The 18,869-nt window shown below is 41.3% G+C and carries 16 protein-coding genes and 1 riboswitch; of the genes, 4 read left to right on the top strand and 12 right to left on the bottom strand.

The window, feature by feature from the left end:
- Positions 1–276: 276 nt before the first annotated feature.
- On the bottom strand, positions 277–2,406 hold the full coding sequence (gene pnp / locus A5875_RS14060) for a polyribonucleotide nucleotidyltransferase (RefSeq protein WP_088934179.1): 2,130 nt from the start codon (positions 2,404–2,406) through the stop codon (positions 277–279).
- Positions 2,407–2,794: 388 nt separating this feature from the next.
- Complete coding sequence (gene rpsO / locus A5875_RS14055; RefSeq protein WP_088934178.1) at positions 2,795–3,064, bottom strand: 30S ribosomal protein S15; 270 nt, start codon at positions 3,062–3,064, stop codon at positions 2,795–2,797.
- A gap of 266 nt (positions 3,065–3,330) precedes the next feature.
- Between rpsO and def the strand changes: the two genes are divergently transcribed.
- Entirely contained in the window at positions 3,331–3,894 is a 564-nt protein-coding gene (gene def / locus A5875_RS14050; RefSeq protein ID WP_088934177.1) for a peptide deformylase, read from the top strand.
- A gap of 14 nt (positions 3,895–3,908) precedes the next feature.
- On the opposite strand, the gene A5875_RS14045 is transcribed toward def, so the two are convergent.
- From A5875_RS14045 to A5875_RS14010, 8 genes are all read right to left on the bottom strand, one after another.
- Complete coding sequence (locus tag A5875_RS14045; RefSeq protein WP_088934176.1) at positions 3,909–4,436, bottom strand: transcription repressor NadR; 528 nt, start codon at positions 4,434–4,436, stop codon at positions 3,909–3,911.
- Position 4,437: 1 nt separating this feature from the next.
- On the bottom strand, positions 4,438–5,271 hold the full coding sequence (locus tag A5875_RS14040; protein ID WP_088934175.1) for a chorismate mutase: 834 nt from the start codon (positions 5,269–5,271) through the stop codon (positions 4,438–4,440).
- A 109-nt stretch (positions 5,272–5,380) separates the two neighbouring features.
- Positions 5,381–6,079: an NAD-dependent protein deacylase gene (locus tag A5875_RS14035; RefSeq protein WP_088934174.1), complete on the bottom strand. Its 699-nt coding sequence runs from the start codon at positions 6,077–6,079 to the stop codon at positions 5,381–5,383.
- A gap of 86 nt (positions 6,080–6,165) precedes the next feature.
- The gene (locus A5875_RS14030) at positions 6,166–7,116 is read right to left on the bottom strand and encodes a transketolase family protein (RefSeq protein ID WP_088934173.1); all 951 of its coding nucleotides are present in this window, start codon (positions 7,114–7,116) and stop codon (positions 6,166–6,168) included.
- A 1-nt stretch (position 7,117) separates the two neighbouring features.
- The gene (locus A5875_RS14025) at positions 7,118–7,960 is read right to left on the bottom strand and encodes a transketolase (RefSeq protein ID WP_088934172.1); all 843 of its coding nucleotides are present in this window, start codon (positions 7,958–7,960) and stop codon (positions 7,118–7,120) included.
- Positions 7,961–7,975: 15 nt separating this feature from the next.
- The gene (locus A5875_RS14020) at positions 7,976–9,340 is read right to left on the bottom strand and encodes a PTS ascorbate transporter subunit IIC (protein WP_088934171.1); all 1,365 of its coding nucleotides are present in this window, start codon (positions 9,338–9,340) and stop codon (positions 7,976–7,978) included.
- 149 nt (positions 9,341–9,489) lie between these two features.
- Positions 9,490–9,771, bottom strand: a complete 282-nt coding sequence (locus A5875_RS14015) for a PTS sugar transporter subunit IIB (RefSeq protein ID WP_088934170.1) — start codon at positions 9,769–9,771, stop codon at positions 9,490–9,492.
- Positions 9,771–11,801 (bottom strand): BglG family transcription antiterminator, encoded by a 2,031-nt coding sequence (locus A5875_RS14010; RefSeq protein WP_088934169.1) that lies wholly within the window; start codon positions 11,799–11,801, stop codon positions 9,771–9,773. The genes A5875_RS14015 and A5875_RS14010 overlap by 1 nt, the downstream gene beginning before the upstream one ends.
- A 342-nt stretch (positions 11,802–12,143) precedes the next feature.
- A riboswitch (Lysine riboswitch) is annotated at positions 12,144–12,317 on the top strand.
- Positions 12,318–12,442: 125 nt separating this feature from the next.
- Between A5875_RS14010 and A5875_RS14000 the strand changes: the two genes are divergently transcribed.
- Together A5875_RS14000 and A5875_RS13995 are read left to right on the top strand one after the other, a co-directional pair.
- On the top strand, positions 12,443–14,041 hold the full coding sequence (locus A5875_RS14000; RefSeq protein WP_088934168.1) for an ABC transporter permease subunit: 1,599 nt from the start codon (positions 12,443–12,445) through the stop codon (positions 14,039–14,041).
- 105 nt (positions 14,042–14,146) lie between these two features.
- Positions 14,147–14,884 carry an amino acid ABC transporter ATP-binding protein gene (locus tag A5875_RS13995; RefSeq protein WP_088934167.1) on the top strand — a complete coding sequence of 246 codons (738 nt, stop codon included), beginning with the start codon at positions 14,147–14,149 and terminating at the stop codon, positions 14,882–14,884.
- Positions 14,885–15,043: 159 nt separating this feature from the next.
- On the opposite strand, the gene A5875_RS13990 is transcribed toward A5875_RS13995, so the two are convergent.
- Entirely contained in the window at positions 15,044–15,649 is a 606-nt protein-coding gene (locus tag A5875_RS13990) for a TMEM175 family protein (protein WP_088934166.1), read from the bottom strand.
- 170 nt (positions 15,650–15,819) lie between these two features.
- On the opposite strand from A5875_RS13990, the gene A5875_RS13985 reads away from it, so the two are divergent.
- Positions 15,820–17,322, top strand: coding sequence for a helix-turn-helix domain-containing protein (locus tag A5875_RS13985; RefSeq protein WP_088934165.1), 1,503 nt, complete (start codon positions 15,820–15,822; stop codon positions 17,320–17,322).
- Positions 17,323–18,146: 824 nt separating this feature from the next.
- Here A5875_RS13985 and A5875_RS13980 read toward each other — a convergent pair.
- On the bottom strand, positions 18,147–18,866 hold the full coding sequence (locus A5875_RS13980) for an ABC transporter ATP-binding protein (protein WP_088934164.1): 720 nt from the start codon (positions 18,864–18,866) through the stop codon (positions 18,147–18,149).
- Between the last annotated feature and the right edge of the window lie 3 nt (positions 18,867–18,869).

Genomic DNA, 18,869 nt, shown 5'->3' with positions numbered 1-18,869 from the left:
GGTATTGGTTTGGTTTCTCTCTATCGAGTAAGTTGTAAATTTGCTGCGCATATCATTCTGCTAACCTGCAAGCAGGAAGCAGAACTGACAAAAAAAGACCTAAACAACAGCTCTCACTATTGTTTAGGTCTTGCAAATTATCTTATAGACCAGTGCTTGAGCACTTGATGTTGATCTAAAAGCATAGAGCTTGCTCTATGTCGCTACTCCCCTAAAACTTATCCGTATTATCCAGTTTTCAAAGAGATTTGTCAAAGAATAACCTCAAAATAGAATTTATTTTTCTTCTTTTTTGCTTTCTTCTTCTTTCAACATAGCTTTACGAGAAGCGTTCACACGACCTTGACGATCGATCTCTGTTACTTTGACTAACACTTCGTCGCCTAATTTCACGACATCTTCAACTTTATTCACGCGTTCATTTGCAAGTTGAGAAATGTGTACCAACGCGTCTTTACCTTTGATCAAGTTCACAAAAGCGCCGAATTTTTCGACACGAACAACTTTACCTAAGTAAACTTCGCCGACTTTAACTTCCTTCGTTAATTCTTCAATGATCTTGATTGCTTTCTTGATCATTTCTGCATCTGAAGAAGCAATGCTGACATTACCTTCTTGATCGATATCAATTTTCACGCCAGTTTCATCAATAATTCCATTGATTGTGTCGCCGCCTTTACCAATAACTGTCTTGATCTTATCTGGATCGATTTGGATCATTTCAATCTTCGGTGCGTATGGGCTTAACTCTTCACGTGGTTCAGCAATTGTATCCGTCAATACTTCTAAGATTTCCATCCGCGCTTTTTTCGCTTGGGTCAACGCTTCAGAAAGGATTTGTTCTGTGATTCCTTGAATCTTGATATCCATTTGCAAGGCAGTGATACCATCTTTAGTTCCGGCAACTTTAAAGTCCATATCGCCTAGGTGATCTTCAAGTCCTTGGATATCTGTTAAGATCGTATAATTTTCACCATCAGATACCAATCCCATCGCGATCCCAGCAACTGGCGCCTTGATTGGAACCCCTGCGTCCATCAATGCTAATGTACCTGCACAGATACTTGCTTGTGAAGAAGAACCATTTGATTCCAATACTTCCGCTACTAAACGAATTGTGTAAGGGAAATCCTCTTCACTTGGAATAATTTGCGCTAAGGCACGTTCCCCTAATGCTCCATGTCCGATTTCGCGGCGGCCAGGTGATCCGGCACGGCCCGTTGAACCAACAGAGAATTGCGGGAAGTTATAATGATGGATGAATCGCTTGCTTTCAACTGATCCTAAACCATCAATGATTTGATGCTCACCTAAAGGAGCTAAAGTACAAGCAGATAATGCTTGTGTTTGTCCCCGAGTAAACAGACCTGATCCGTGAACTCGTGGTAAAACGCTCGTTTCAGCATCTAATTTACGGATTTCATCTAGTTTACGGCCGTCAGGACGAATTTTATCGATTGTAATCAATTCGCGAACTACATCTTTTTCAAGATCTTCAGCGATTTGTTTTACTTCTTTCGTGATTTGAACTAGGTCTTCTGTTTCGACATTCGCGAATTTTTCAGCGTAGACTTCTTTGACTGTTTCTTTCACTTTTTCGATTTCGTCTTCACGCGCCAATTTGTCCATCGTCATCACGGCTGTTTTCATTGTTTGATAGTAACCGTCGAAGATTTCTTTCTTCAACTCAGGATCAACTTGTAATAATTTGATTTCCATTTTTTCTTTGCCGACTGCTGCAACGATTTCAGATTGGAATGCAACCATTTCTTTGATTGCGTCAAACCCGAATAATAATGCGCCCAGCATATCTTCTTCAGAAACTTCTTTTGCACCAGATTCAACCATGTTGATTGCTTGTTTTGTACCAGCAACCGTCAAGTCGATATCTGATTCTGTATGTTGTTCCGCAGTAGGATTCAACACATATTCACCATTCACACGACCCACATCAACACCCGCGATTGGTCCATCAAATGGGATATCTGAAATAGCTAATGCCAATGAAGAACCAAACATCGCTGCCATTGATGGCGAGCAATCTTGTTCAACACTCATTACAACGTTCGTTACTTGAACTTCATTACGGAAGCCATCTGCGAACATTGGACGGATTGGACGGTCGATCAAACGAGCCGTTAACGTAGCATCCGTACTTGGACGACCTTCACGTTTGATAAAGCCGCCAGGAATTTTACCTACCGCGTACATTTTTTCTTCATAGTTGATCGTTAATGGGAAAAAGTCGGTATCCTTTGCTTCTTTTGAGGCAACTGCGGCACTTAATACAACAGTGTCACCATAGCGAACTAAAACTGCGCCATTCGCTTGTTTCGCAAGCTGACCGATTTCAACTTGCAGAGGGCGTCCGCCCCAAGTGGTTTTAAAAACTTGTTTTTCTGACATAATTTCTCCTTTTCCCTTTGACCAGTGCGACGCTACTAAACAAATGGAAACAGCGAAATCTTTCGCTTCTTGCATTTGGTTAGTAGAGTGACAACACGCCAATCAAAGGTCTTTTATTTTTTTCTGATAGTTATCAGTGTTAGATTAATTTAGTCCCCTTTACAAACAAAACATAATAAGAGACGAATCTTTCTACGTTTATACTAAAATTTAGCAGCTAGCTCATTTTAAGTGAACTGATTTTCATACGCATAACATTAGGCTAAACTGCCTGTTCAATACAACTTATAAAAGACTATTAATAGCCCTCAAACTTACACTACTGCGAAAAGCCTAACTTCAAAAAAAGTGAGATTCCTAGGAACCTCACTTTCAGTAGTAGTACGAATTAACGACGTAGTCCTAGACGTTGGATTAATTCACGGTAACGTTGTACTTCGTTTTTACGTAAGTAAGCTAGCAAGTTACGACGATGACCAACTTTTTTCATTAGACCGCGGTATGAATGGTGGTCTTTTTTGTGGACACGTGCATGCTCATTTAGTTGATTGATTTCTTCCGTTAATACAGCGATTTGTACTTCTGGAGAACCAGTATCTCCTTCATGGCGAGCAAATTCATTGATGATTTCGTTTTTACGTTCTTTTGATAATGCCATGGTTTTCACCTCTTCCTTTTTTTCTCCCTATGACTGAGTAAAGCGTTGGTGAATCGCCCAACCAAGTGATAGGTGGTGCGCTTTGCACACTCTAACACTTTACTTTATTTACACTAAAAAATCAAGCTGTATAGCAATTTAAGCGTTGCTTTTAGAATCATTACAATTTTTTTAAAGAACTGCTTTAATAAAAACAGTTTTTTTACCTTACTTACTTTTTGTGTTAAACTAACGTGATGAAATCATGTCTGAGAGGAGACTTTTTAATGATCACAATGGATGATATTATTCGGGAAGGCCACCCTACCTTGCGGGCTGTTGCTAAAGAAGTCCCGATTCCTCCAACTGCTGAAGATCTGGAGCTTGGAAAAGAAATGTTGCAGTTTCTTAAAAACAGCCAAGATCCGGTGAAGGCAGAAGAATTAAATCTACGAGGCGGTGTCGGCTTAGCGGCTCCCCAATTAGATATCTCAAAACGGATTATCGCGGTTCACGTTCCAAGTGTTGATCCAGAGAAACCAGAAAATGGTATCAGTACCGTAATGTATAATCCAAAAATATTGAGCCACTCGGTGCAGGAGGCTTGTCTAGGTGAAGGCGAAGGCTGTCTATCAGTCGATCGCGAAGTCCCTGGTTATGTCGTTCGCGCCGCACGTATCACCGTTTCTTACTTTGATGCGGAAGGTGAAAAACATAAGATTCGCTTGAAAAATTATAACGCAATCGTTGTACAACATGAGATCGACCATATTAACGGCATCATGTTTTATGACCACATCGATGAAAAGAACCCATTACAGCTAAAAGACGGCGTGTTAGTCATCGAGTAAAAAAACACCATTCGCTACGAATGGTGTTTTTCTTCATATAAAATGCCTTTTTCTGAAAGCGCGTGTTTGATTTCTGCTAGGTCGTCCAGTGTTTCATAGGCGATCGTGTGGAGATGGATGCCTGCCGTCAGCTCAGACAAAAGCGTCACTTGCGAGCCATTTGCTTCTTTAATGAACGTATCAACATCTTGTTGTGTCGTTAGGTGCAGTCCGCCGACCAACTCTCCGTATAACGGATGCTCCACCACTACATCTATCACTTCACCGCCATGTTCGATGATCGTGCGTAATTCTTCTTCGGTCTGATCAGGTGCATGCTGCACGGCAATCTTGCTGATCAACTTTTCTGATTCGCGTTCTAACAAATATCCCCGCGCGGTTGCAATGATATTTTCGCCTGCTGCTCGTAATAAAGCAACATCACCGACCACGATCTGGCGGCTCACGCCAAATTCTTTAGCAAAGCTGGTTGCACTGATGGGCTTTTCCGCCTGCTGCAGTGCCTCTAAAATCTCGGCTTTGCGTCTATCGCCATCGAGCATGCTATTTCAACCGCCCTTCTTGATAATTTCGTGACTGCTTCATAATATCTTTGAAGGTTTCGACAATCGTCTCACGATAATTTTCATCCTTCACCAAATCCGCGACACCCTGCAACACCTTTTCTTCGCGGCCAGTATCCAAAACAGCCTTCTTCGTTTTCGCTTTATACGCAGTCACTTCACTAACTGCCGTCATTCTTTTTTCTAATAGCGCAACGAGCTCTTGATCGATTTGATCGATCTTTTCTCTCGCTTGAGTTAGCTGATCTTTTTCATTTTCTTCTTCGATTGTCTTAATGATCCGAGCTGGATTTCCGCCGACTACAACATTGTCGGGAAATGATTTTGTCACGACTGCCCCAGCTGCCACAACAACGTTATCCCCCAACGTTACCCCAGGGACCACGACTGCCGATCCGCCGATCCAGACATTGTTGCCAATGGTAATCGGTTTGCCAAGCTCTTGTCCGCTATTGCGTTTTCCTGGTTCTAACGGATGACTCGCCGTATATAATTGTACATTCGGGCCAAATAAACAGTTGTCTCCAATGGTGATGGGACAAATATCTAAAAATATATTGTGGAAATTACAGTAGAAATTCTCGCCTACAAAAATATTGTAGCCGTAATCAAACGAGATTGTCGGTTCTACATACACCCGGTTTTTAGTTCCGCCAAAGGCTTCCTTTACAAACTCTTCGCGTTTTTTCTTATCTGTTTCTTGATTGATAGCCTGTAATTTTATCCGCGCATCTCTTCGGTCTGCTACCAACTCAGCATCTCCTGCAAAATATAATTTACCCGCAATCATTTTTTCCTTTTCAGTCAACTCCACACATTTTCCTCCTATAGTTGTAATAAATGGATTGTTTTGCTTTTTAAATATCATTCTGTGCAGAAAATGATTAGCTCCTCGCAATTCGTGAAGCTATCAAATAACTATTCTACACTTTTTCAAAAACGGCAGTACCGTTAGCTTGGACAAAATTATACTCGCCCGCTAATGGGATCGGTGTTTGGTTAATCACCAATACTTTTGCATCTCTGCGTTTTTCATAAATTAAATCACAAAATGGATGAACTTGGAAGCTCGTTCCGACAATCACAACAAGCTCTGCATTGCCGACTGCCGTGATTGCTTGATGGATAACGGCATCTTCAAAGCCTTCACCATACAAAACAATATTCGGCCGAATTTGTCCGCCGCAATCTTTATGAGTGTCACTTTGTAAATAATCTGTCCACACTACTGCCTGCTGACACTTGCGGCAATAACAATCGTAAAGGGAACCATGAAAATTCACCAAGTGCCGACTCCCGGCTGTCTCGTGCAGACCATCAATATTTTGCGAGATCACCCAGATATCCTTCGTGTTTTCCATCTCCGCCATTGCCTGATGAATAATATTGGGACGTGCCTCCTCATGATACAAGTGTTTGACAAATTGATAAAATTTCTCAGGCTCACGAATCAAACACTCGCTGCTCAGTAAATATTCCGGTGCTTCAAGTCCATGATAGACACCCTGCAATGAGCGATAATCCGGCACCCCCGAAGGAGTGGAGACACCCGCTCCTGTTAGAAAAGTATTTTTTTTACTTTGCTGAATCATTTTTACTGCTTGATCGACTGTGATTTCCATTTCTGTCACCTCAAGAACCAGTATAGTATAAATGCTGGCTAAAATAAAAAGAGTTCCCCCAGCTTAAAAAACTGAGGGAATTCTTTTTATAAATCTTTTACTTGCTCTAAAATTTTTTCAGCTGTTAAACCGAATTCTTCTTGCAAGAAGCTTGGGGTACCTACCTGACCGAAGCGTTCGTCGACGCCGATCCGTGTCAATGGTATCGCCAGGCCGTTTTCAGCTAAAACTTCAGCAACAGCACTGCCTAATCCCCCGGTAATCGAATGGTTTTCGATCGTTATCACGGCTTTTTTTCCGCCAAAGCGCTCAAGTAATAGTTCCTTGTCTAAAGGCTTAATGGTAAACATGTCGATCACATCAGTTGAAATTCCTTTTTCTTCCAGCATTTCAGCCACTTCTAATGCTTCGGATACGAGCTGTCCAGCAGCAACGATCAAGTAATCTTGACCCTCCCGCAAAAGATTTCCCTTACCGATCGAAAAAGTTGAGCCAGGAGCATAAACATTTTTTACTCCTTTTCGATTTCCTCGAACATAGTGGACGCCTTTTAATTTCGCGAACTCTTTTATGATCCAGTCCATCTGCACCTCATCAGCCGCATCACAGATCACTACTTTCGGAATTGAACGCAGTAAAGCAATATCTTCCCATGTAGTATGTGTTCCGCCGTTATGCCCCGCAGCAAAGCCGGGATCGGAACCATAGATATTGATCGTATTATCCGCGTATGCTCCGGAAAGATAGATTTGATCCAATACACGACGCGTGGCGAATGGTCCAAAGGTGTGAATGAATGGGGTGTAACCAGTCAAACTAAGACCGGCTGCCACTCCTACCATATTTGCTTCCGCAATCCCCACGTTAATAAAACGATCGGGTACGTCTTTTGCAAGATCTGTCCACTTGCTGGCACCGCCAAGATCAGCATCCAGTGCAACGATTTTCTCATCAATCGCCATCGCTTCTTTTAATGCATCAACAACTGTTGTCCGTAACTCTTTTCCAATTTCATGATTATCTGCCAAAGTAAACATGTTAGACGCACCCCTTTCTTAATTCTTCCAGGGCCTTGTCTGTTGCCTCTTGAACTGCTTTACTATCAAATTTTACTGAGTGATTAGCATCCATTTCTTCAAAGAATTTTACACCCTGTCCTTTAATGGTATCTAAAACAATACAAACTGCTTGGTCTTCGACTTTTTTACAGTCTTCGATCGCTTGATCAATCGCGATGAGATCATCACCTTTGACTTTTTGAGTCGAAAATCCAAAAGCCCGCATTTTTTCTGCAATGTCAAAAGGATTTAAAATATCTTGTGTCGTTCCATCTAATTGCTTTTTATTTTCGTCAATAATCACGATACAACGATTTAGTTTAAAGTGGGCAATGTACTGAAAGGCTTCCCAGCATTGACCTTCATTTAATTCGCCATCGCCAACAATCAGATAAACATAGCTCTCACTGCCCTGCATTTTTAAGCCAGTGGCGATACCAGCTGCCAGTGACGTTCCTTGTCCTAAAGAACCTGTGGTAGCATCAACACCCGGCGTTTTTATCCGATCTGGATGTGACGGCAAGTTTGTCCCGCCTTCGTTCAAAGTCCACAGCCATTCTTCCGGAAAGAAGCCAACCGCTGCTAAGGTACTATACCAAGCCGGCCCTGCGTGACCTTTCGAAAGTACTAACCGATCCCGTTTTTCCCATTGCGGATTCTTTGGATCATAAACCATTTGTTTTCCGTAAAGCACCGCCAATAAATCGGCAATAGAAAGCGACCCGCCGATATGTCCGGCCCCAACTTTTCGAATCGCTTCAATACTATTGATCCGAATCTTTGCTGCTAGTCCTTCTAGCTCTGTTACCATTTTCTTATCCATTCACTTTAACCCCTCTTATTCTGAGACAGCTTTTGATTTTTTATTTTTACCTATGATAGTCAAACCAATCAGTACGGCTAACACAGCAACGATTCCTGAAATGACTGCGATCTGACCGCCGGCATTGGCTAAGTTTCCTAAGAAGATTCCTACAACACCATAGTCCGTATCAGAGAATGTTGAGCCTTGGAATCCTAGATCACCCATTACTGGCATCAATAGAATCGGCATAAAGCTGATAATTACGCCATGAACAAAAGAGCCGATGACAGCGCCGCGCAACCCGCCTGTTGCATTTCCGTATACTCCGGCAGTCGCACCGCAGAAGAAATGAGGAACAACCCCTGGAATGATCACTGTCGTTCCAGTAAGAACCATGATTGCCAGGCTTACAATCCCGCCGACAAAGCTAGTCAAGAAACCAATTAATACTGCATTTGGCGCGTAAGGGAAAACGATCGGACAATCCAATGCAGGAATTGAATTTGGTACTAATTTTTCTGAAATCCCTTTGAAGGCTGGGACGATTTCCGCCAAGATCAAACGAACACCAGCTAAGATAACAAAAACTCCAGCCGCAAACGAACCGGCTTGTTGTAATGAGTAAATAATGTAGTTTGTTCCATCGCTTAAATTAGTCGAAACGTAAGTATTGCCCGCAAATAATGCGACGATCACATAAACAATTGCCATTGTAATAGTAATGCTGACTGTTGAATCACGTAAGAACGATAATCCTTTCGGGAAATTGATATCTTCGGTTGATTTTTCTTTGTTGCCGACATATTTTCCGATCAAGCCGCTTAAGGCATAACCGAAGTTTCCTGTATGCCCCAAAGCAACGGTGTCATTTTTCGTAATTTGCCGCGTAAATGGCTGAGCAATTGCTGGAAAAATTGTGTTGGCAATCCCTAGAGCTAATCCGCCGAACAGAACTAACGGCACTGTTCCCATTTTTGTTACGCTCAAGATTACACCGATCATACAAGACATATACAATGTCGCATGACCTGTTAAATAGATATATTTGAAGCGTGTGAAGCGAGCGATCAAAATGTTAAAGGCCATGCCGACCAACATGATAAGTGCTGTATAAGTGCCATATTTTGTTAAGGCTAGTGCAACGATCGCTTCATTATTAGGAACGACTCCTTGCATATTGAAAGCTGCTTGGAACATTTCGCCAAAAGGTGCCAATGAGCCTTCCACAACACCCGCTCCGGCAGTGACAACTAAGAAGCCGACAAAAGTTTTGATTCCGCCTTTAACAATTGATGCTGTGTCTTTCTTTTGTAAAAGATTCCCTAAAATAGCAATCAATGCAACCAACAGTGCAGGTGTACTCGCAATATCGATTAATATATCTAAAATCCCATTCATTTGTATTCCTCCCGTTTCGTTTTAAAGTAATCATTTTTCAAAAAAAATATATTATTCTCACCACGTATAACATTTTGTTAAGGAGGTTCAGCCTTTTATAGCAAGGAGCCTAATCCATTCACCCAGCTATATACTGACCTCCCGTTTAATTAGAGCAAGCCTTTTTCTTCACAAACTGCTTGAACCTTTGTTTTTAATTCGTCCATATCAATGATGCTGTCTAAAATGACGACTTCGCCTAAATGCTGTGCGCTGTCTGCCAGATCGGTGCCAACAAAAAAGACATCTGCAAGATCTGGTGTTGCACTGCCCATATCATAATGAGCAACTTCTACATCGCTGACTCCTAGTTCTTGTAAAACACTATTGATATTCATCTCTACCATAAAGCTTGATCCCAAACCGGATCCGCATACTGCTGCAAATTTCATTAGTTATTCTCTCCTCTAGTTAAAATAGTTGTGATTTCTTCTTTAGTCGTTGCTGCTAATAGCGCCTCCAGATTTTCACGATTGGATAATAGTTTCGTTAAACTGGACAATGCGCGTAAATGAGCTTCATTATCAACAGCTGCTAAACAAACGAATAGTTGAATGGCATGCTTTTCGTCCCCCAGCAGCAAAACAGGTTTTTCTACTTTCAGCAGGGACATTCCCAACGCCTTTACACCGTCTTCTGGGCGAGCGTGAGGCAAAGCAATCCCCTTGCCAATATGGATAAACGGACCATATTGTTTCACTTTTTCGATCATTGCCTCTGAATAGCGAGACTCGATTTTTTGGCTGTCTACCAATGGTTGTGCCGCTAAACGAATGGCATTTTCCCAATCAGCGACTTCATCACTGATTTGGATCATTTCGGGGGTAATAAGTTCTGTTAGCATTGGACGATTGTCCTCCTTCTGCTCAATTAATCGGTTCATTTTTTTATTTAATACTTTGTACAGTTTTTCCTTGGTCACTCCATTTTTCAATTCAATGTAGGGTTTCAGTGCTTTGAGAATTTCATCTGCACTAGGCATAGAAAAACCGGGAACAAGCAATTCCTCCTGAACTTGATTGATCAATTGATTTTTTTCTAATTGCGACATCAATGGTTTGACCAAGTAAACACGCTTTTTACTGTCTAATGGAATCGTCGAGAAGACCACATCGTAGTTTTCTTCAGAAACGCTCTGCAATTGATCCACCGAACCGGCTTCTTGAAAACGAATCGTCGAAAACATTTTTTTCAATTCCGTCTGCAGAATCAACGAAGAACTGATTCCACTTGGACAAACGATCAAAGCCCGCACTTCTTTTTCTGCCGCTTCAGCTTTCTGGTTCGTGATCGCTCCGCCAAATAGAATTGAAAAGAAGCCGACTTCCTCAATAGGAATTTTTTGTTCCACAACTTGTTCTAACGGAAAGAGCGCCTGCTTCGTAAAATCAAAAATTTCTGGATAATCCATTTGAATATTTTCGATCAAAACATTGGGTAAATAAAACCCAAAGCGAATGCGAAAATAAGCAGGAACAAGATGATAAAACAAATTCATCAGCAATTCACGAAAATTCGAGAATTGGATGGCGGAATAATTTTCCATCCGATGAATTATTTCAGCCGAACAATTCAATAAAAAATCCAATTGCAAATCGCGAATCTCGCCTTGAACGATCGTCATTAATACAACTGTCATATAGCCCAGCTCGTACGGATTACTTCCATTAAAAAATATTTGAAAGAAATTCTCGCTGGCTTGATAAGCCGTCAATGACCGCAAAACTTTTAACTCAGTTAAATCGGTTAAGCGCTGTTGTTCAATTCTCTTGTAGGACAGTCCCAGCAATAAACTGACTTCGTCAATGCGACTCGGCACGATGGTCAAGCCCAAAGCACCGGTTTGTTCTTGAATGACATCGCGAATCTGTGCGTACAATGTTAGATCAAATTGGTTCAACCAATAAAACAAACCAAATTTCCCGATCGTATCTTGTACCAATAGTGCAACAAAATTTTGAGCGACCCGGCGAATCTCAAGCTCATCTCCCGTCAGGAAAAACCCATTCTTTCTAGAATAAACCAGCTCGATTTTTTGTGAAGCCAGATACTTTCGAAGCTTTTTAACGTCTGCGATCGCAGTTCCTTTTGAGATTTCCAAAAAATCCTGAAAATGAAACAGTGACAACTCCTCAAAAGCGGAATAGCTCAGCAAGTAAATCAATGCTTGCCGCTGCTCCTCGGAATATACAAAGAAATCTTGTGTTTCATTTACGAGCTTCCGTGTCCATTGCTCAGTCGTTATCGGTGCAATGAACACCCGTTGTTCTTCAGTGTCAGCGATTGTCTCAACGGTCAAATTCAATTCTGCTAATTGAGTCGCGAGCTCACTGGCAGATAGACCGGTTTGTTGTGCCGCTTCTTTTAATGTTACGTAACAATTAAAATTGTTGGATAGGAGATAGCTCATCTTGTAATTCACTTTCTCCTCACCTCCTGACTAAAGTATAGGGTGTAACCGTTTTATTGGCGATCATTCTTCAGTACAATTTACGTTTTAAAAATCGAAACGATTGTACCAAAGCTATTTTTGTGTATTTGCTGCAATACTTAATCGTAGCATTTCAATTTTGCCTTTTTAAGTTGAAAATTTTTTCTCAGAGAAAGAGATTATTTTCATTTTTTGTCTTTTTTGACAAAAAAGTCGTGATGAATTAAAACTTTCTGCCAACTTTTTTGTTCGTTTCAAATGATTTCCATTGACTTTTTCATTTGTAGGCTTTAGACTGTGAAACATAATAACTGAATACGAGATGCCTCAGAACAATGAGGTAGAGGTCGCGAACCTTATTAACCCTATGGAGTGTAGAGACACGTTGAAATAGGTCTAGGAAGTTTCGCCGAAATGTACAAAATTCTCTTTATTTTGTATGTTGGGACGCAAGCGAATAACTTGCGGACTGTCTTAGCAGTGATGCTAAGTTGCGCTATGTTTTTGTGAGAGGGAACATCATCTTCTTATTATCTGCAAGCGGCCTTATACACGAAACGGCGGCTTTTTTTGTTGCAGGTTTTTAAAACACGCTCTACCCAATCTCGTGATTTCAAGAAAGGGAGAAATATATGAATAGAAGAAAATTTTCAGTTATCGCACTCATCGCATTATTTATTTCATTTCTAGGAGCCCCATTAGTCACTCAAGCAGACGCAAAGACACCGGAAGGAGAATTGCGTGTCGGCATGGAAGCCGGCTACGCCCCTTTTAACTGGACACAAAAGGATAGCCGCAACGGCGCTGTGCAAATTCAAGGCGATAAAGCTTACGCCGGCGGGTATGACGTTCAAATGGCGAAAAAAATCGCTGATAAAATGAACCGCAAATTAGTCATTGTCAAAACAGAATGGGATGGTTTGCTGCCTGCCCTGCAATCTGGCAAGATCGACGCGATTATTGCCGGGATGTCGCCTACTGCTGAACGACGCAAAGAGGTCGACTTTTCTGATGCGTATTACGAATCACAGCTGGTCATCGTCACGCGCAAAGATACTAAATATGCCAAAGCCACTTCAATCAAAGATTTTGCTGGCGCAAAGATCACCGGACAGCTGAGCACGTTCCATTATGATGTTATCCCTCAAATCCCTGATGTCAAAAAACAGGGCGCTATGGATAATTTCCCAGCGATGCGTGTTGCATTGGAATCGGGAACAATCGATGGTTACGTCAGCGAACGACCTGAAGGTGTGACTGCCGAAAGCGTGAACCCTGATTTGAAAATGGTGGAATTTGACAAAGCGGATGGCTTCCAAACCAATCCCGAAGATGTCCAAGTTTCGGTTGGGATGCGCAAAGGCGATCCTGATATGGCACAAGTCAATCAAATCTTAAGCGGAATCCCGCAAGATGAACGAGTAGAAATCATGGACCAAGCCATCAAAGATCAACCGGCTACAGATGAAACGCAAAATGCTTCAGGCAAAAAAGAAAATGTTTTTGTTCGTATCTTAAAACAAAATGGCTCTATGTTCTTACGCGGTACAGGTACGACCTTGCTGCTGGCAATTGTTGGGACGACTGTTGGGACATTGATTGGTTTGTTAGTCGGAGTCTTCCGGACGATTCCAGAATCAAACAATAATGCAAAACGCGGCCTGCAAAAAGTCTTTGGTTGGCTGTTAAATGCCTACATTGAGATTTTCCGCGGTACACCGATGATCGTTCAATCAGCCGTAATCTATTACGGGATCGCGATGGCGTTCGGGATCGACTTAAACCGGACAGCCGCTGCTTTGTTCATTGTATCTATTAACACAGGGGCGTACATGTCAGAAATCGTCCGCGGCGGAATCTTCGCGGTTGATCAAGGTCAGTTTGAAGCGGCCCATGCGATCGGGATGACTCATGGACAAACCATGCGCAAAGTTGTCTTGCCGCAGGTATTGCGCAATATCTTGCCAGCGACCGGGAATGAATTAGTAATCAATATCAAAGATACCTCTGTATTGAGCATCATCTCTGTTTCTGAATTGTTCTTCCAAGGGAAATCAGCTGCTGGAACGAACTACATGTTCTTCCAGACCTACTTCATTATTTGTGTGATCTACTTCGTATTGACCTTCACAGCGACACGTATCTTGCGAGCTGTTGAAAAGAAAATGGACGGCCCTTCAGCCTATGTCCGCTTGGATGAGGTAGACGTAGCAGTTGGCGAAGATAAATAATAAAGGCTGGACGACAAGACTAAGAAATTAGTTCGTGAAGCCAGACATCACTAGCATGATTATTACAATGTTTTTTCTCGCGAAAGAAGAATAAGGAGGATCATTATGAGCAGTATCATTGAAATCGAACATTTGAAAAAAAGTTTCGGCGATAATCTCGTCTTAAAAGATATCAGTATGAACGTCAACAAAGGAGAAGTCGTGACCATTATCGGAGCCTCTGGTTCTGGTAAATCAACTTTTCTGCGTTGTATCAATTTATTAGAAACACCAACGGATGGAAAAATCCTATATCAGGGAGAAAATGTTTTAGCTCCTGGGTATAATCTGCCGAAATACCGGACCCATTTAGGGATGGTTTTTCAATCCTTCAACCTCTTTAACAATATGAACGTCTTGCAAAATTGCATGAGCGGTCAAGTCACAGTTTTAGGTCGTAAAGAAGACGAAGCCCGCAAAATAGCGGTGAAGAATTTAGAGGAAGTGGGAATGGCGCGTTTCATCGATGCCAAACCAGCACAGCTTTCCGGCGGTCAAAAGCAACGGGTCGCAATCGCCCGTGCCCTTTCAATGAACCCGGAAGTGATGTTGTTCGATGAACCTACATCAGCCCTTGATCCTGAAATGGTCGGCGATGTGTTGCAGATCATGAAAAAATTAGCAGAAAGCGGCTTGACGATGGTGATCGTGACCCACGAAATGGCCTTTGCTAAAGAAGTTTCCGATCGGGTCATCTTCATGGACCAAGGAGTCATCGCTGAACAAGGAACACCGGAAGATATTTTTGTAAATCCTAAAGAAGCTCGAACAAAAGAGTTTCTGCATCGGGTATTACATCCATAAGTCTACATGTAAGAAAGGCTTCGCGAACTCGCTCAGCTTTTGGTCTTATTGCTCAAAAGCTAGTTCGTGAAGCCAGACATGGATATACCCGCTACAAAGCGATTTATTCATGTGAAAATTTTATGTTTTCTTTATAGGGCGAAAAAGCGGCAGAAGCGTTCAGCTTCTGCCGTGATTTTTTTTACCAAAGATTCTTTGATAATACTGATCTGCCTTGCGATATGAGACGATCCAGATGCCGGATACTAAGAATCGGCCAAAGATTCCGATTGGCGGAAAAATAAACACGCCGCCCAAGACAGCTAGATTAATGAGCATGGATAGCTTGCTGCGATGATCGCGTGTTAATACTTTCACCACGTGACTGTCAGACTCGTTGGCTTTGATAAGCTGTTTCGATAAAACACCATACGAAAAACTCCACATCATGTAAACCACCACATAAGAAAATTCCGGCCAAAAATGGTCAGGATTCCGACCCACCCAACTCGTCACTGCCGGGCATAATGTTAGCCAAAATAACCAAAAAATATTTGCCCAAATTACGCGATAATTGATCTTTTCTGCCATCTGCATCATCCGATGATGGTTCACCCAGATTACAGCGACAAAAATAAAACTAACAATATAAGCAAATAATGTATTGGTGATACTCAGCAGCGAAGCGAGCGAGGGCGCGTCAGGTATTTGGATATCAAGTACAAGGACCGTTAATACGATCGCAACGACACCGTCAGTAAATGCTTCCAAACGTGACTTAGTCATTTTTTCACCTTCTTTCTTAGAATAGCATGAAAATTGTTTTTCCCTATATAATTTTACTCACTTTTTACCGGCTAATAACTGACAGGTTTTTGTAAATAAAGTACAATATAGGAGAAATATGCTTAAAAAAATTCAGATTAATAACCCAATTTAATAAAGGAGGAAAACAGATGTTATACGAGGAACTTATGTTTGATGCGTCGCTCCTCTTGCGTTTTAATATCTTTAAATACTTAAATCAAACGACTAAAAAAGTATTAGCCATCAGTCAACTGTCAGAAGACTTGAATTTAAACTACCAGCAAAGTGTCATTGAATTAAATGAAATAGATCAAGAAATGGCAGAAATTCGTCCGAATCACGAAACGATCATGATGCGTGCCGGAAAGGTGAACCTAGAAAACCTTAACGCTACCGTCGATGAGTATCGTTACCATCTATTGCAGCAAGCAGTGCCGTTCCAGTTCATCCTATACTTCTTAAATGAAGAAAATCCAACAATCGAACAATTTTGTGAGAAATATTTTGTGAGCCGTTCCACAGTTTCCCGTAAGATCGACAAGCTGAAAAAGCATTTGAAACGCTTCAATATTCGTTTTACTTATACAGAGGCAGGTATGTCTGGAGATGAACGTCTGATTCGTTTAGCGTTGTTTGATCTTTTATGGCTGGGAACTCGCGGAATCGAATGTCCGTTAAATGTCGATCAGCATCAATTGGAACAAATCGTTGATACATACAAAGAATACTTCCCATTGTCTCGGACTTACTTTGGTACGCAGGAAATCAAATTGTTCACTTCCATCATTATGATTCGTGTCAACAATAAGAAGTTCGTCAAATACGACCCGCGCTACAATTTCTTAATGAAGGATAATCCTTATTATGATTTTACTTCGTTACGTGATTTAGTCGATGGTCCTATGACGACTCGTCAGCTGAAGGGCGAATCCAGCTTCATTTATTTCTTAGCCCATTATTCACCATTCTATACGATTCGTGACGATCAAAGCATGAAACAAACGATCCATGATTTTGCTGCACGGCCAAATCCTGTTAATGATTTCGTTGTAGAGTTCCGTAACTTTGCGAAAAAGGCGTTGTTCCCTGATCGCCCAGAAATGATGGATGATCCGTTAGTGGTCGCAAACTTGTTGAACATCACCTTTGGCTACTATATTTTCCGTCAGCCGTTCCCAAGCATGATTGAATTGGTGATGGACCCAAATGAAAAACAAACACGCGGCGAATATATTTTATTCCAAAATATCCAAAACTTTATGCAGATGGCCAAAGATCATCCGCCATACGGTTTCATTAGTTCGGTACATCCGATGCTTACGCGGGCCTTTAAGCGATTATTGCTGCCTTACTTCAATCAGTTCCCGTACGCAAACAATTTAAAAGTCGGGATCGCTTTAGAGCACAATGCCATCTTTGTTCGTGATCTGTATCGCTTCTTGGAGGATCTGCGCTTCATCGATGCTGAGCCGTATGATGTATCGCTGAAGGATGATTACGATTTGATCATCAGCTCGTCATCCTTACTGAAAAAAGAAAAACCGCATATTCAATTGTATCAATTAGACTTTCCATACACGAAAAACGAGCTCATTCCGCTCTACTTGGAATTGCGTAATATTTACGACAAGAAAAATCGCGTTTATGAATAGACAAAACTCCCAAAGACATGAGGACATGTTTTGGGAGTTTTTTTCGCTATTGAAATTCCTGTGAGCCTTTGCCTCTAAAGCACGGTTGTTTATTTTCTGTCTAAGCCTTGAAAATTACTCAATATAATTTAATTATTAGGAATTCGAATTTATACTATTTTGAGGTAAGCTCCTTAATATTTCGAACAATTTTTCGCGGCATTATATATTGATGAGCTTTATTTCTTATAAAATTAATGGATTCGCTATTCTTTCATCACATTTTATTCATAAGTAGTTGCTATTATATAAGCATACCAACAAACAACCCTAACACTTTTTCATTTTTTAACTCCTTTGCTCATCGGCCACCCACCGATGAGCTCCTTTTTTTATAAGCAAATAAATATAATATTTTTGTCAAGTTAATTGCATTCCAGTTTCTTTATAGATTTTTTAATTTCTGAACAATCATCGTTCACACTTTTTTCACAACTAGTTGCTATTATATATGTATACCAACAAACAACCCTAACACTTTTTCATTTTTTAACTCCTTTGCTCATCGGCCACCCACCGATGAGCTCCTTTTTGTTTATAAATAAAATAAAGATCGTTAATCTTTTTTTCGACCTACTTTCTTTAATTTTATAGCAAGCTTCATTCACAAATAATTCACAACTCGTTGCTATTATATAAGCATACCAACAAACAACCCTAACACTTTTTCATTTTTTAACTCCTTTGCTCATCGGCCACCCACCGATGAGCTCTTTTTTTGCCCGTTATACCTGCAGCAAAAAAGCGCCCGATCTCTCGGAGCGCTTCTTTTACGTCTCTTCCATTTAAACTTCTAGCATTTTTTCCGCGATCTGGACTTCTGAGCCGGCGATATTGGTTAAACGATCATAGATTTGCCCGTCTTTTAAGAAGATAACATCCTTAGCGGCTTGAGCGACTTTGCTGTCATGAGTGATCATAACGATCGTAATCCCCAACTCCTGATTGATCCGTTGGAAAATCTTAATCACCTCAGCCCCTGCGTTGCTATCTAAATTTCCAGTCGGCTCGTCCGCTAAAATAATTTGCGGTTCATTCATCAGCGCTCGGCAAATAGCGGTCCGCTGTTTTTCCCCTACGGATAATTCATGCGGCAGCTTATCCAGCAAATGTTCGATCCGCAAAATTTGAAAGAATGGTTTCATCCGTTCTTCTGCCGTTCCTGTATCCTGTTTGTCTAAGATCGCCGGCAGCAGAATATTTTCCCGTACAGTGATGCTTTCCATCAAGTTAAAATCTTGAAAAACAAAACCGATTTTTTGTCTGCGAATATCGGAGATCTCATCTGGAAACAGCTCATGGGTTAATCGTTCTTCAAATGTGACCTCGCCAGTGGTTGGCGGATGCATCAGTCCTAAAATTTTTAACAGCGTTGTCTTGCCGCAACCGGAACGTCCCATGATGCAAGTGAAATCTCCGCGGCTGATTGTCAGATCAATTCCTTTAAGTACTTCTTGCTGCCCATAATTTTTAGTGATAGCCGCGGCTTTGATAATTGGCTCCATTTG

The sequence above is a fragment of the Enterococcus sp. 3H8_DIV0648 genome (assembly GCF_002140655.1).
Lineage (GTDB): Bacteria > Bacillota > Bacilli > Lactobacillales > Enterococcaceae > Enterococcus_A > Enterococcus_A hulanensis.
This window is presented reverse-complemented; position numbering and strand designations above follow the sequence as displayed.